The sequence below is a fragment of the Pseudomonas canadensis genome (genome assembly GCF_000503215.1).
Classification (GTDB): domain Bacteria; phylum Pseudomonadota; class Gammaproteobacteria; order Pseudomonadales; family Pseudomonadaceae; genus Aquipseudomonas; species Aquipseudomonas canadensis.
Window position 1 is genome coordinate 1 of record NZ_AYTD01000016.1, and the last position, 14,682, is coordinate 14,682.

The 14,682-nt window shown below is 57.0% G+C and carries 12 protein-coding genes and 1 rRNA gene; 3 read left to right on the forward strand and 10 right to left on the reverse strand.

Annotation, left to right across the window (positions count from 1 at the left end; all coding sequences use genetic code 11):
* Window positions 1-19 precede the first annotated feature (19 nt).
* The 10 genes from U367_RS0117175 to mrcB form a co-directional block, all read right to left on the reverse strand.
* Window positions 20-1,556 (reverse strand): 16S ribosomal RNA (locus U367_RS0117175).
* Between the two features lie 488 nt (window positions 1,557-2,044).
* On the reverse strand, window positions 2,045-2,665 hold the full coding sequence (gene msrQ, locus U367_RS0117180) for a protein-methionine-sulfoxide reductase heme-binding subunit MsrQ (RefSeq protein WP_028617944.1): 621 nt from the start codon (window positions 2,663-2,665) through the stop codon (window positions 2,045-2,047).
* Window positions 2,665-3,678 carry a protein-methionine-sulfoxide reductase catalytic subunit MsrP gene (gene msrP, locus U367_RS0117185; RefSeq protein WP_028617945.1) on the reverse strand — a complete coding sequence of 338 codons (1,014 nt, stop codon included), beginning with the start codon at window positions 3,676-3,678 and terminating at the stop codon, window positions 2,665-2,667. Before msrP ends, msrQ begins: the two co-directional genes overlap by 1 nt.
* A 63-nt stretch (window positions 3,679-3,741) precedes the next feature.
* Window positions 3,742-4,599: a CDP-diacylglycerol--serine O-phosphatidyltransferase gene (gene pssA / locus U367_RS0117190; protein ID WP_016976855.1), complete on the reverse strand. Its 858-nt coding sequence runs from the start codon at window positions 4,597-4,599 to the stop codon at window positions 3,742-3,744.
* Between the two features lie 145 nt (window positions 4,600-4,744).
* Window positions 4,745-5,761 (reverse strand): ketol-acid reductoisomerase, encoded by a 1,017-nt coding sequence (gene ilvC / locus U367_RS0117195; protein WP_003194132.1) that lies wholly within the window; start codon window positions 5,759-5,761, stop codon window positions 4,745-4,747.
* Window positions 5,762-5,808: 47 nt separating this feature from the next.
* On the reverse strand, window positions 5,809-6,300 hold the full coding sequence (gene ilvN / locus U367_RS0117200; RefSeq protein ID WP_003176102.1) for an acetolactate synthase small subunit: 492 nt from the start codon (window positions 6,298-6,300) through the stop codon (window positions 5,809-5,811).
* 2 nt (window positions 6,301-6,302) lie between these two features.
* A complete protein-coding gene (locus tag U367_RS0117205) occupies window positions 6,303-8,027 on the reverse strand; it encodes an acetolactate synthase 3 large subunit (RefSeq protein ID WP_028617946.1) in 1,725 nt (574 codons plus the stop codon).
* A 431-nt stretch (window positions 8,028-8,458) separates the two neighbouring features.
* The gene (locus U367_RS0117210; RefSeq protein ID WP_028617947.1) at window positions 8,459-8,788 is read right to left on the reverse strand and encodes a YqcC family protein; all 330 of its coding nucleotides are present in this window, start codon (window positions 8,786-8,788) and stop codon (window positions 8,459-8,461) included.
* Window positions 8,788-9,522 (reverse strand): tetratricopeptide repeat protein, encoded by a 735-nt coding sequence (locus U367_RS0117215; protein WP_028617948.1) that lies wholly within the window; start codon window positions 9,520-9,522, stop codon window positions 8,788-8,790. The genes U367_RS0117210 and U367_RS0117215 overlap by 1 nt, the downstream gene beginning before the upstream one ends.
* 16 nt (window positions 9,523-9,538) lie before the next feature.
* Window positions 9,539-11,863: a penicillin-binding protein 1B gene (gene mrcB, locus U367_RS0117220; protein WP_028617949.1), complete on the reverse strand. Its 2,325-nt coding sequence runs from the start codon at window positions 11,861-11,863 to the stop codon at window positions 9,539-9,541.
* Between the two features lie 118 nt (window positions 11,864-11,981).
* On the opposite strand from mrcB, the gene U367_RS0117225 reads away from it, so the two are divergent.
* The 3 genes from U367_RS0117225 (at window position 11,982) to U367_RS0117235 (ending at window position 14,440) form a co-directional block, all read left to right on the forward strand.
* Window positions 11,982-13,538, forward strand: coding sequence for a bifunctional aminoglycoside phosphotransferase/ATP-binding protein (locus U367_RS0117225; protein ID WP_028617950.1), 1,557 nt, complete (start codon window positions 11,982-11,984; stop codon window positions 13,536-13,538).
* A 93-nt stretch (window positions 13,539-13,631) separates the two neighbouring features.
* Entirely contained in the window at window positions 13,632-13,976 is a 345-nt protein-coding gene (locus U367_RS0117230; protein ID WP_016976848.1) for a pentapeptide repeat-containing protein, read from the forward strand.
* A 191-nt stretch (window positions 13,977-14,167) separates the two neighbouring features.
* The gene (locus U367_RS0117235; protein ID WP_010206563.1) at window positions 14,168-14,440 is read left to right on the forward strand and encodes a TfoX/Sxy family protein; all 273 of its coding nucleotides are present in this window, start codon (window positions 14,168-14,170) and stop codon (window positions 14,438-14,440) included.
* The last annotated feature ends 242 nt before the right edge of the window (window positions 14,441-14,682 follow it).

Consider the following 14,682-nt stretch of genomic DNA (forward strand, 5'->3'; position numbering starts at 1 on the left):
AGCAGCTGATGTCGTCGATTAAGGAGGTGATCCAGCCGCAGGTTCCCCTACGGCTACCTTGTTACGACTTCACCCCAGTCATGAATCACACCGTGGTAACCGTCCTCCCGAAGGTTAGACTAGCTACTTCTGGTGCAACCCACTCCCATGGTGTGACGGGCGGTGTGTACAAGGCCCGGGAACGTATTCACCGCGACATTCTGATTCGCGATTACTAGCGATTCCGACTTCACGCAGTCGAGTTGCAGACTGCGATCCGGACTACGATCGGTTTTATGGGATTAGCTCCACCTCGCGGCTTGGCAACCCTCTGTACCGACCATTGTAGCACGTGTGTAGCCCAGGCCGTAAGGGCCATGATGACTTGACGTCATCCCCACCTTCCTCCGGTTTGTCACCGGCAGTCTCCTTAGAGTGCCCACCATTACGTGCTGGTAACTAAGGACAAGGGTTGCGCTCGTTACGGGACTTAACCCAACATCTCACGACACGAGCTGACGACAGCCATGCAGCACCTGTCTCAATGTTCCCGAAGGCACCAATCTATCTCTAGAAAGTTCATTGGATGTCAAGGCCTGGTAAGGTTCTTCGCGTTGCTTCGAATTAAACCACATGCTCCACCGCTTGTGCGGGCCCCCGTCAATTCATTTGAGTTTTAACCTTGCGGCCGTACTCCCCAGGCGGTCAACTTAATGCGTTAGCTGCGCCACTAAAAGCTCAAGGCTTCCAACGGCTAGTTGACATCGTTTACGGCGTGGACTACCAGGGTATCTAATCCTGTTTGCTCCCCACGCTTTCGCACCTCAGTGTCAGTATTAGTCCAGGTGGTCGCCTTCGCCACTGGTGTTCCTTCCTATATCTACGCATTTCACCGCTACACAGGAAATTCCACCACCCTCTACCATACTCTAGTCAGTCAGTTTTGAATGCAGTTCCCAGGTTGAGCCCGGGGATTTCACATCCAACTTAACAAACCACCTACGCGCGCTTTACGCCCAGTAATTCCGATTAACGCTTGCACCCTCTGTATTACCGCGGCTGCTGGCACAGAGTTAGCCGGTGCTTATTCTGTCGGTAACGTCAAAACACTAACGTATTAGGTTAATGCCCTTCCTCCCAACTTAAAGTGCTTTACAATCCGAAGACCTTCTTCACACACGCGGCATGGCTGGATCAGGCTTTCGCCCATTGTCCAATATTCCCCACTGCTGCCTCCCGTAGGAGTCTGGACCGTGTCTCAGTTCCAGTGTGACTGATCATCCTCTCAGACCAGTTACGGATCGTCGCCTTGGTGAGCCATTACCTCACCAACTAGCTAATCCGACCTAGGCTCATCTGATAGCGCAAGGCCCGAAGGTCCCCTGCTTTCTCCCGTAGGACGTATGCGGTATTAGCGTTCGTTTCCGAACGTTATCCCCCACTACCAGGCAGATTCCTAGGCATTACTCACCCGTCCGCCGCTCTCAAGAGAAGCAAGCTTCTCTCTACCGCTCGACTTGCATGTGTTAGGCCTGCCGCCAGCGTTCAATCTGAGCCATGATCAAACTCTTCAGTTCAAACATCTTTGGGTTTTTAAGAAACCCTAAACTTGGCTCAGCAATCGTTGGTTACATCTTTGATTTCTCGCGGAGTAACTTGTGATGCTGATAATCTTGTTGACTATCAGTCTGACCCCACAAGCACCCACAAGAATTGCTTGATTCAGTTGTTAAAGAGCGGTTGGTTAAGATCTTTCGTCTCAACCGAGGCGCGCATTCTACAGCAGCCTCATTTGCTGTCAAGTGATTATTTTCAGAAGCTTTCGAAGATTTCTTCAACAACTTCAACCACTTGCGCTTCCGATCTCTCGTCAGCGGGAGGCGAATTCTACAGCGTTACACGCTGCTGTCAACACCTCTTTTTCAACTTCCTTTTGGCTTCGATGAACTGAAGCAACCTGCTGCCGAAACTTACATAACTCATTGTTTACCAAGGAGTTTTCCGTTTCTACTGCGCCGGAAGTGGGGCGAATTATAGACATCTTGAATCTACCGTCAACCGTTAATTACGCTTTCGTTGAAGAAAGTGATTTTTTCGCAATAAGGCGCGGGATTCGACGCATTACAGGCGGGATCCGTAGCACCAGGAGCAGCGCACCTATAGAAGCATAGATAGCCCATTCCTTGAGGTCCGCCCGCACAATCCACAACATGTGAAGCAAGCCAAGTCCCAGAATCACGTACACCAGACGGTGCAGCTTCTTCCAACGGCTGCCCAACCGACGCTGACTGTAACGATTCGACGTCACCGCCAATACCAACAGCGACAGGAAACCCAACGCGCCCACGATAATGTAAGGCCGTTTGCGCAACTCAACGCCGAGCTGCGACCAATCCAACCCCAGCACAAACACACAATAAGCAGCCAGATGCAGCACGACATAAGCAAAGCACCACAACCCAAGCTGCCGACGCACCGCTATCCACCCTGCCCAACCACTAAGCTTCTGCAGCGGGGTCATTGCCAGGGTGATCAACAGCAGTATCAGCGTGCCGAGGCCCAGCCGATCAACCAGCACTTTGCCCGGATCCGGCCCCAGGACAGAACTCCAAGCTTCATATAGCCAGAACAACGGCCATACCGCCGCCACTATAAAGACGCCAATACGCCAAATCGGGTAACGCATCAGTAGTTCTTCCGCAGGTCGAGATCGGTATAGAGAGACGCCACCTCATCCGAGTAACCATTGAACATCTGCGTCTCGCGCACATTGGGGCTGAAGAGGCCACTCGGTAGACGACGCTCCCGCGCTTGGGTCCAACGCGGGTGATCGACCGTAGGGTTCACATTTGCATAAAAACCATATTCGTCCGCTGCAATGCTCTGCCAGGTGGTTTTCGGCTGCTCGCTGACAAGGCTGATGCGAACAATAGACTTCACACTCTTGAAGCCATATTTCCATGGCACGACCAAACGCAGCGGCGCGCCATTCTGGTTAGGCAGTTCGCGCCCGTACATTCCCACAGCCAGGATCGCCAAAGGGTTCATCGCCTCATCCAGACGCAAGCCCTCTATATAAGGCCAATCGATCAAGCCAAAACTCGACCGCTGGCCCGGCATGCTCTTGGGATCTTGCAGCGTTTCAAAACGAATGTATTTGGCCTTGGAAGTCGGCTCAACCTGCTTGAGCAACGCCGAGATCGGAAAACCGATCCATGGAATAACCATTGACCATGCCTCAACACAGCGCAGACGGTAGATACGCTCTTCCAACTGATACGGATTCATGAAGTCTTCCAGGGCATATCGACCTGGTTTCGCGACTTCGCCATCAATCACCACGCTCCAGGGCTCGGTCTTGAGTGAGCCCGCATTGGTTGCTGGGTCGCCCTTACCTGTACCGAACTCGTAGAAGTTGTTGTAGTGGGTCGCATCCTTGAACGGGGTGATTGCCTCGTCCTTTACCGTGACAGCCTGCCATTTCGTGCCCGGCAGTTTCTCGGCAAACCAGCTCGGTGCCCTGCCCGCTTCGACATCGGCATAACGCGAGGCTTCGTCCGCACTCGCCCAACGCGGCAAGCTGCTGGCAGCAACGCCGGCAAGCGCACCACCGAGCAAGCTACGGCGAGAGAGATAGAAGGATTCAGGTGTGACATCCGATTCGTGGCAATCGGACGCTTTGGGCAATTTGATTAACATGGCAACTCCGCAGCATTGGAGGACTGATGCACCAATAGACTGCGGAGTATGGGGGAAATTACATTAAGGCAATGTTTTGTCGCGGCGCAGATGCAGTAAGTACTGAACCGGCCCCGAAGCGGCGTAAACCAGGAACGCCAGCAACAGAATACGCGGCGGGTCGCTGAACACCACGGCGAACACCAGCACCACTGCCAGAATCGCCACGAAAGGTACGCGCCCCTTCAGGTCCAGCTCCTTGAAGCTGTTGTACTTGATGTTGCTGACCATCAGCATGCCGGCCGCAGCCACCATCAAGGCCACCAGGAACGACATCTTCGAACCCTGGATGCCGTAATCGCTGAACGCCCAGACGATGCCCGCTACCACACCCGCAGCAGCCGGGCTGGCCAAACCGATGAAGTAACGCTTGTCGGCAGTTCCCACCTGGGTATTGAAGCGCGCCAGACGCAAAGCAGCACCCGCGACATAGATGAAGGCAACCATCCAACCGACCTTGCCCATGTCACCCAGCGCCCAGGCAAATGCCAGCAACGCGGGCGCAACACCAAACGCGACCATATCCGACAACGAGTCGTACTCGGCACCGAAGGCACTTTGCGTATTGGTCATGCGCGCAACACGACCATCCAGGCCGTCGAGCACCATGGCAACAAAGATGGCGATGGCAGCAAAGCCGAAATACTTGCTGGCACTCGCCGCATCACCTGCCGCCAGCGCGCTTTGGGCGCTCATGGAGTTGATGATGGAGTAGAACCCGGCAAACAGGTTCGCCGTGGTGAACAGGTTGGGCAAAAGATAGATGCCACGATGCCGGACCTTGCGGCCTTCAGCGTCATGCCCTTCTTCGACATGTTCATCGATCGGCAGCAGGCTTTCGGCGTCAGGAGCCTGGTTTGGCTCTTCGGGACGTTCGCTCATGGACTTTACCTTGCAACGGTGTGAAAAAAATTCGACAGATACTTGCGGCGCGTGTTCGCCCGCAAACGATGCAGCTTTATACCAGAACCCGCCCCCCAAACGAAAAAACGCGGCCTAAGCCGCGTTTTCCCTTGATACGTACGACTTAGTTCTTGGCTTTGTCGACGATCTTGTTGGCACCGATCCACGGCATCATGGAGCGCAGTTGCTCGCCGATGACTTCGATACCGTGAGCGGCGTTGTTACGACGCTTGGCGGTCATCGAAGGGTAGCCGGTAGCGCCTTCGCTGATGAACATTTTGGCGTATTCGCCATCCTGAATACGTTTCAGGGCGTTGCGCATGGCCTGACGGGACTCGGCGTTGATCACTTCCGGGCCAGTCACGTACTCGCCGTACTCGGCGTTGTTGGAGATCGAGTAGTTCATGTTGGCGATACCGCCTTCGTACATGAGGTCAACGATCAGTTTCAGTTCGTGCAAGCATTCGAAGTAGGCCATTTCCGGCGCGTAGCCAGCTTCAACCAGGGTTTCGAAACCGGCTTTTACCAGTTCAACGGTACCGCCGCACAGAACGGCTTGTTCGCCGAACAGGTCGGTTTCAGTCTCGTCCTTGAAGGTGGTTTCGATGATGCCGGTACGACCGCCACCGACGCCAGCAGCGTAGGACAGTGCCACGTTCTTGGCGTTGCCCGATGCGTCCTGGTAGATCGCGATCAGGTCAGGGATACCGCCGCCTTTGACGAACTCGGAACGCACGGTGTGACCTGGCGCTTTCGGCGCGATCATGATCACGTCGAGGTCAGCGCGTGGCACTACCTGGTTGTAGTGAATCGCGAAACCGTGGGAAAAGGCCAGGGTAGCGCCCTTCTTGATGTTCGGCTCGATTTCGTTCTTATACAGCGAGGACTGGAACTCGTCCGGGGTCAGGATCATGACCAGGTCAGCAGCAGCAACGGCAGAAGCAACGTCAGTCACTTTCAGGCCGTGGGCCTCAGCCTTGGCAACAGTGGCCGAGCCTTTGCGCAGGCCTACAGTCACGTCAACGCCGGAGTCTTTGAGGTTGCAAGCTTGCGCGTGCCCCTGGGAGCCGTAGCCGATGATGGCGACTTTCTTGCCCTGGATGATCGACAGGTCACAATCTTTATCGTAATAAACTTTCATGAGGTTCCTCTATATATCCAGGCCGTAAGGCCATTCGCTAATTTGGGTTAGATGCTGAGTACTTTGTCGCCACGGGCAATCCCGGTGACACCACTGCGTACTGTTTCCAGAATCGAGGCCGTCCCGATCGACTGGATGAAGCTGTCCAGCTTGTCGCTTGTCCCGGTCAGTTGAACGGTATAAACGCTGGCGCTCACATCGACGATCTGCCCACGATAAATGTCGGTGGTGCGTTTGATCTCGGCACGTTGGGCACCTGTGGCCTTCACTTTAACCAGCATCAGCTCGCGCTCAATGTGGGCACTTTCCGACAGGTCGACCAGCTTGACCACTTCGATCAGCTTGTTGAGGTTCTTGGTGATCTGTTCGATCACCTCATCGTGGCCCACAGTGGTCAACGTCAGGCGCGACAGGGTCGGGTCTTCGGTCGGGGCCACGGTCAGGCTTTCGATGTTGTAGTTACGTTGCGAAAACAGGCCGACAACACGAGACAGAGCGCCGGGTTCGTTCTCCAGAAGCAGGGAGATAATGTGCCGCATGATTAAGTACGCTCCGTCTTGTTCAGCCACATGTCGCGCATCGAGCCGTCTTTGATCTGCATCGGGTAGACGTGCTCACTGGTATCCACCTTGATATCGATGAACACCAGGCGGTCTTTCATGGCGAACGCCTCTTCCATTTTCGGCTTCAGATCTTTCAAATCGGTGATGCGAATGCCGACGTGGCCATAGGCTTCAACCAGTTTGACGAAATCCGGCAGCGATTCCATGTAGGAATGGGAGTGACGGCTGTTGTAGCTCATGTCCTGCCATTGACGAACCATGCCCAGCACGCCGTTGTTCAAGCAGACGATCTTCACCGGAAGGCCGTACTGCAGGCACGTCGACAGTTCCTGGATGTTCATCTGGATGCTGCCCTCACCGGTGACGCACGCGACGTCGGTGTCCGGGAAGCTCAGTTTCACGCCCATGGCCGCAGGGAAACCAAAGCCCATCGTGCCCAGGCCACCGGAGTTGATCCAGCGGTTAGGCTTGTCGAACTTGTAGTACTGCGCGGCGAACATCTGGTGCTGGCCCACGTCGGAGGTCACAAAGGCATCGCCCTTGGTCACTTCGCACAGGGTCTCGATCACGGTTTGTGGCTTGATGATGCTGCCGTCGCCCTTGTCGTAAGGGAAAAGGCCGCGGTCACCGCGCCACTCGTCGATCTGCTTCCACCAACTGGCAACGGATTCCTTGTTCGGCGCCTCGCCAATGTCCTTCAGCGCAGCGACCATTTCGGTCAATACGCTTTCCACTGGACCTACGATAGGCACGTCGGCCTTGATGGTCTTGGAGATGGACGCCGGGTCGATGTCGATGTGGATGATCTTGGCATTCGGGCAGAATTTGCTCGCGCCGTTGATCACTCGGTCATCAAAACGTGCACCCACCGCCAGGATCACGTCAGCGTGGTGCATGGCCAGGTTGGCGGTGTAGCTACCGTGCATGCCGAGCATGCCGACGAACTGACGGTCTGTGCCCGGGAATGCGCCGAGCCCCATCAAGGTGTTGGTCACCGGCAGGTTGAGCAGCTTGGCCAGTTCGGTCAAGGGTGCAGAACCGCCGCCCAAAATGACGCCACCACCCGAGTACAACACAGGACGCTTGGCCGCCAGGAGCATTTCTGCCGCCTTGCGGATTTGTCCCGAGTGCCCGCGGACGGCCGGGCTGTAGGAACGCAGCTTGGCTTTCTTCGGGAAGATGTATTCGAACTTTTCGGCCGGGTTGGTCATGTCTTTCGGGATATCGACCACGACAGGGCCCGGACGACCGGACTGCGCGAGGTAGAAGGCCTTTTTCATGACTTCCGGGATTTCCGACGGATGCTTGATCATGAAGCTGTGTTTCACGATCGGCCGGGAGATACCGATCATGTCGGTTTCCTGGAATGCATCGGTGCCTACCATGGTGCTGGGCACCTGGCCGGAAATGATCACCATCGGGATGGAGTCCATATACGCAGTCGCGATGCCGGTAATGGCATTGGTGGCGCCTGGGCCGGACGTTACCAGTACCACGCCGGCTTTACCGGTGGCACGGGCGTAACCGTCAGCCATATGGGTCGCGGCTTGTTCGTGGCGAACCAGGATGTGGGTAACAGCCGGTTCCTTGAACAGTGCGTCGTAGACATGCAGCAGAGCACCACCTGGGTACCCGTAGATATAGTCGACGCCTTCGTCACGCAAAAAGCGGACGAGCATCTCACCACCAGATAAAAGCTCCACGTTGTTCACCTCTAAAACGCCAGAATACCGTCCGTTGAAAACCGACGGGTCTTAATAGGTTTACTTCTCAACAGAGCATGAGCGACGGTGGTCGCCGACTACGTCAGCACTGACTGAGCAAGTATTGGGATCGTCCCAAGTGTTGCGGGCTTTTCCCACCCAGCGCGAGGTAACGCGTTGCGGGTGTAACAGGTCGGCGCGGATGTGCGCCTCATGATCTGCTGAGCGGGCCTGCTTCTGGCAGTCCCGATACAGCGGACTTTGGATTCTTCTGTTTCAGGCCCTTCAAGTCAAGCAATAATTGCGCTTTTTTCCAACTAAGCGCATGAGAACGCAGGAGAAAGGGCTTTGAGGAGGGATAAAACTCGCCTGAATGTCGTCAAGCGGTAGAAATGTGCGCAACACTGCCGGAAAAACCGGCAGTCAGGCAATTAACGAGCGTCGACGATCAATTGGTCGAACTTTTTCAGCGCGTTACGCAAACCAAGGCTCTCTAGCGGGCGATCGGCGTAGACCATTTCGGCCATCTCCAGAATGCCCGAGGCGTTGGGCAAAGGCAGATCCTGTTCAAGAATCTGCTTCATGCGCACCAGGAAGATCCATTGCAGCCACTGGTGAAAGTCCAGGGTGTCCACGGAAAAGGGCTCGACACTGCTGAGCGCCTCGGCGCTGGGGGACACATCGTCCCACCAGCCCTGCACCCGCAACTCTCGCTCTATGAGCAACAGCTGTTCGGCGATAGCGGGAAACCGTGCATCCATCAGAGGCTGACCTTGGCTTTTTGACGCGCTTGGGCAGCGCCAGCGGCATCGCCTTGTGCGGCACGCGCGTCGCCAATCAACGCCCACAGGCTAGCTTGCAGGTCGGGACGCCCGTTGGCGAGCGACAAGCCGCGACGGGCGAACTGCTCCGCCTGCGGCGCATCACCCTGGGCCATGCGTACCTGGGCCAAGCGATACAGCACTTGCGGCTCACGCGGCGCAACGCGCTGGGCACGCTCAAGACTCGACGATGCGCCGTTCAAATCACCGCCCGCCTGCTGTTGCTGGGCAGTGGTCAACAAAGCCAGCACCGGGCCATCCAGTTGCTCGTCAGCCGACAGGCCACCGCTGCTGGACGACGATGGAATGCCACTCGGCGTCGACGGCATGTTGTAGGTGCCCTGATTGATCGGGGCGGTCTGGATCGGCGTGGTATCGATCGGGCCGGAGTTGCTCGGCCCAGGGGTCCATGGCTCGGCGCTGATTGGGGCCGACGTCGCAGCACCACCGCCAGGCACCATCACCACCACGCCCGAATCCTGCGGCATGGCTTGCGGCTTGGCCTGGGCAGGACGATTGGTGACGGTCTGGCGGAACCCGCCATTGGCCGAGATCCGGTCGTTATTCGAGACGGCCGTGCTCGAGTCCACCACGGGAATGGAGCCGCGCTGCACGCTGGAGCAACCGCCGAGCAAAGCCAGAGCTGTAATAGCTGGAAACAACCACTTGTTCACTTGAAACCCTCTTTGCTTAATTCATCCAGCCCTTGACCCAATCCATCACCGATTCCGCATCAGCAGGGGCACTGCCACCACATGCGGCGCCGGGTGGCGGTTCGCTGCCGCGAATATACGGCATCTGTACCGCGCCCGGACAGTTGGCATCGGAGCCCTGTCCCGTGTGCGGATCAATCCAGGCCTGCACGATGTTATCCGGCTGCGGCATATTCAACGGCAGCGGGTCGGCCTTGCGCATGAAACTGGTCCAGACCTGCAGCGCACCGGTAGCACCGGTGAATGGCGTCTTGCCGTTATCGTCACGCCCCAGCCACACCACCGCCAGCACGTCCTGACCAAAACCGGCAAACCAGCTGTCACGCGAATCGTTACTGGTGCCCGTCTTGCCCGCCAAGGTCAGGTTCGCCGGCAGCACGCTGTACACCGAGCGCCCCGTACCTTCACGCATCACACGCTGCATGGCGTTCTGGATCAGGTAGATGGAGCCTGCGTCGAAACGCTGCTGGATTTGGAACGGGTAGCGCTTGAGCGGCTCGCCCTCGGCGGTCAGAACACTGCGGATTCCGCGCATCGGGGTATTGAAACCACCGTTGGCGAGGGTCTGGTACATGGTCGCGACTTCCATCGGGGTCATCGCCCCCGCGCCCAGCAGAATCGATGGAAACGCCGGGAACTCACGGGTAACGCCCAGCCGCGCGATGGTCTTGAGGACATTTGGTACGCCGACTTCAAGGCCGAGTCGCGAAGTGGATATGTTGTAGGAGTGCGCAATCCCCTGATACAGGAATACGGTACCGTGGGAGCGGCGGTCGAAATTCTGCGGCGTCCACACCTGACCATCTGCACCTTTGACCGACAGCGGATCATCCGACAACCAACTGGTAAGCGTGTATTTGCTCGGCTTTTCCAAAGCCGTCAGATAGACCGCTGGCTTGACCAGCGAACCGATCGGCCGCACCGCATCCAGCGCACGGTTGAAGCCGGCAAAGCTAGCCTGGCGACTGCCGATCATGGCCTGGACTTCACCGGTTTCCGGGTTGGTCACGACCATGGCCGCTTCGACTTCATCGGAACCTTTACGGCCCGTCAGACGCTTGAAGGTGTCGTTGACCGACGCTTCGGCCTTCATCTGCAGGATCGGATCGAAACTGGTAAAGATCCGCAGGCCTTCTTCGGTCAAGTCTTCGTCGCGATAGTCTTCACGCAGTTGGCGTTTGACCAGATCGATAAAGCCTGGGAAGGAGCTGTCTGCCAGTTTGCCGCGGGTGGTTACACCCAGTGGCATTTTCTTGGCCGCGGCGACTTGTTCAGCCGTGGCGACACCCTGTTGCTCAAGCACGTCGAGCACCAGATTGCGTCGCTCCAGCGCACGTTCAGGATTGCGGCGCGGGTTGTAGTAGGAAGGCCCTTTGACCATGCCTACCAGTAACGCGACCTGGTGCAACTTCAATTCGGACAGCGGCTGACCAAAGAAGAACTGGCTGGCCAAACCGAAACCGTGCACGGCGCGCTGGCCATCCTGACCGACGAAAACCTCGTTGAGGTACGCCTCAAGGATTTCCTGCTTGCTGTAGTGCAGCTCCAGCAGCATCGCCATCATCGCTTCGGTAAGTTTGCGGGTCAGGCTGCGCTCGTTGGTCAGGTAGAAGTTCTTGACCAATTGTTGCGTCAGCGTACTGCCGCCCTGAGTCATCTTGCCGCCGGAGGTGTTCACCCAGACTGCGCGGGCAATCGACTTCGGCGACACACCCCAGTGACTGTAGAAATCGCGATCTTCAACGGCAACCAAGGTTTCCAGCAGATACGGTGGCACCTGATCAAGTTTGATCAGGATGCGGTCTTCAAGGTTTTTCGGATAAATGCCGCCGATCATCAGCGGTTCCAGGCGAACCACCGGCAACTTTGAACCATTGAGCGACGACAGTTCAGCTACATAATCGCCAGAGAAGCGCACGCGCACCGGCTGGGCTTTCTCCAGGCCTTCGTAGAACTGGAAGCCACGGGTATTCAGGTCGACAGTGTTACCACTGACGGCTGCGGCACCCGGACCGTTGCTCACGGGTTCGCGGCGGTAGCCCAAGGCGTCGAGTTCGGTAAGGAAGTCATCCTTGCTCAACTTCTGGCCGGTGAACAACTCCAACGGGCGCGCGTACACCTTGGCCGGAATGGTCCAGCGCTTGCCAGAGAACTTCTCCTGAACCACGGCGTCGAGGTACACCGCAAAGCCGGCGAGCACGACGAGGCCTACAAGGCCGAGCTTGAGCGCCCAGCCCAGCCAAGGGCGCAGGCCGCGGGAAGGAGGTTTTTTACGGGAACGGGGAGATCGGGTTCGAGTCATGGCGGCGGATTATACGCACTTTATCGATGATCAACATGAGCCGGACAGCGGTTTGCATGACCGCTTGTAGCGGCCATAATGCCCGCCATGTTTTCCCCCAGACTCTGAAGGATCGCCCGTGAGCCAGTCCCTGATCGCTGCCCTGCAAAATCCGGCTTTATACCCTCACCCGGTTGAAGCGTTCCAAGTCATCGAGACCCATATTTCCTGGGTCGTCCTGACCGGCCCGTATGCCTATAAGCTGAAGAAGCCGATGAACTTCGGCTTTCTCGACTTCACCGATCTGGAAAAGCGCGGCCACTTCTGCCGGGAAGAATTGCGCCTCAACCAGCGCCTGACCGAAGACTTGTATCTTGAAGTGTTGCCGATAACCGGAAGTGCCGAAGCGCCGCAGTTGGGCGGCGACGGCCCGGTCGTCGAATACGCGCTGAAAATGCGCCAGTTCCCGCAGAGCCAACTGCTCAGCACCTTGCAAGCCAACGGCGAACTGACCAGCGCGCACATCGATGAGATGGCCAAGCAAATCGCGCACTTCCACCTCACTGCGCCAAAAGTCCCGCAGGAACACCCGGCCGGCACCCCGGATGAGGTCATGGCACCGGTTCGCCAGAACTTCGACCAGATCCGTCCGTTCCTCAGCGACAAGGCTGACCTGGCTCAGTTGGATGCTCTGCAGGCCTGGGCCGAAAGCAGCTTCGAGCGCCTCAAGCCGTTGTTCTCCCAGCGCAAAAAGGACGGTTTCACCCGCGAATGCCACGGTGATATTCACCTGGGCAACGCCACTTTGATCGACGGCCACGTGGTGATCTTCGACTGCATCGAGTTCAACGAGCCGTTCCGCTTCACCGATGTGTATGCCGATACCGGTTTCCTGGCGATGGACCTTGAAGACCGGGGCCTCAAGTCCCTGGCTCGCCGTTTTATCAGCCAGTACCTGGAACTGACCGGCGACTATCAAGGCCTGGAAGTACTGAACTTCTATAAAGCCTATCGCGCTCTAGTCCGAGCCAAGATCGCGCTGTTCAGCATGCCGAGCGAAGCCAGCCCGGTGCAACGCGCCACGACCCTGCGCCAATACCGCAACTACGCCAACCTGGCGGAAAGCTACAGCACCATTCCGTCGCGCTTCCTGGCCATTACCCACGGTGTGTCGGCCGTAGGCAAAAGCCACGTGTCCATGCGATTGGTTGAAGCCCTGGGCGCCGTGCGCCTGCGTTCAGACGTGGAGCGCAAGCGCCTGTTCGGCGAGCAGCAGGTGGAAAACACGCCACACGCTGGCATCTATGCGGCCGACGCCAGTGTGGCAACTTACGCACGCTTGAATGAAATTGCCGATACCGTGCTACGCGCCGGTTACCCGGTGGTGCTGGATGCGACCTTCCTTAAACGCGAACAACGCGATGCAGCGGCCAAAGTAGCTGAGGCTACAGGCGCGCCCTTCCTGATCCTGGATTGCAATGCGCCGCAAGCCGTTATCGCCAGTTGGTTGGCGCAACGTCAGGCGGACAAAAATGATCCTTCCGACGCGACACTGACGGTTATCGAAGAACAGCAAGCCACTCGCGACCCGCTGACTGCCGAGGAGTTGCTCCTCAGCAAACGTGTTGAAACCAATGAAAGTGGCACCCTCGATGCGCTGGTGGCGCATATTCGTCAGCGCCTGCCTGGCCTGTAAGAAAAATTTCTTGGTCGTGTCGTCTACTTAGGGGGCACGACCAAGCAATAGTGGCACTATAATGGCGTCATAAATCCAACAGGAGTCGCCGTCATGAGTCACCCCAAGCTTCTTGATACGCCGCTTTACTCGCTCCTGCATAAAGACGATATCCGTGGCTTCAACCAGGAACGCCCTAAAGACGGGGTCATCGACATGCGCGGCGGCGACTTCCGCGGGCTGGATTTGCGTGAGCTGAACACCGCTGGCGTGGACTTCACCGATGCCTATTTTCGCTCTGCCGACCTGCGTGGCCTGGACCTGCGCGATTGCCCACTGGAAGGCGCCAGCCTGGCCCATGCACAGATATCCGGCACCTACTTCCCGCCAGAGCTGACCGCCGATGAGATCCTCATGTCGGTTAATTTCGGCACTCGCCTACGCTACCGCACCCGCTGAAACCCTCTGCTTAAGCCCCGGCTCGCTCAGCCTAGCCGGGGACTTCCTGCCTGCCTGACCTCGCCATTCTTATGAGCTTTAGGCCGTTTCCGACTAAAGAACTACGCTTTTCCTACTGAGCGCTACACTCCTTTGCAGGCTTGCCTGGTCTCGATACCCACCGCACCATTCGGCCGTCGCAAGGAGGCTTGATGAACGATGAGCTGCAACACCTGAAAAACCTCGGCAAGACGTCCGCACAGTGGCTGCATGCGGTGGGCATCCACAGTGCATCGGACTTGCGCCGCCTGGGAGCGGTCGATGCGTACCGGGCCGTACGTACGCGTGGCTTTCGCGCCTCCAAAGTCCTGTTGTATGCCATCGAAGGGGCGTTGATGGATGTGCACTGGAATGACATTCCTGCCGAGCGCAAGGAAGCCTTGAACCGTCAATTGGACGCACTATCGGCACGCCAGAAGAATTAGCTCGTCGACTAACCCCAACATTTACAGGAATTGCGAACAAGCGTTTGAGAAAACGCAGAGAACATGCAAAAACAATGGTTGACTCTCAAATGAGAATCGTTATGATTATCACAACTGATCGCGAGATCAGCCGATAACTGAAAGACCATTGGTTCGGACTCTCAGATTATCTCCTCATCAGGCTAATCACGGTTATTTGACCCGGCTCTTGCCGGGTCTTTTTTTGCCTATAAAAAAGCCGA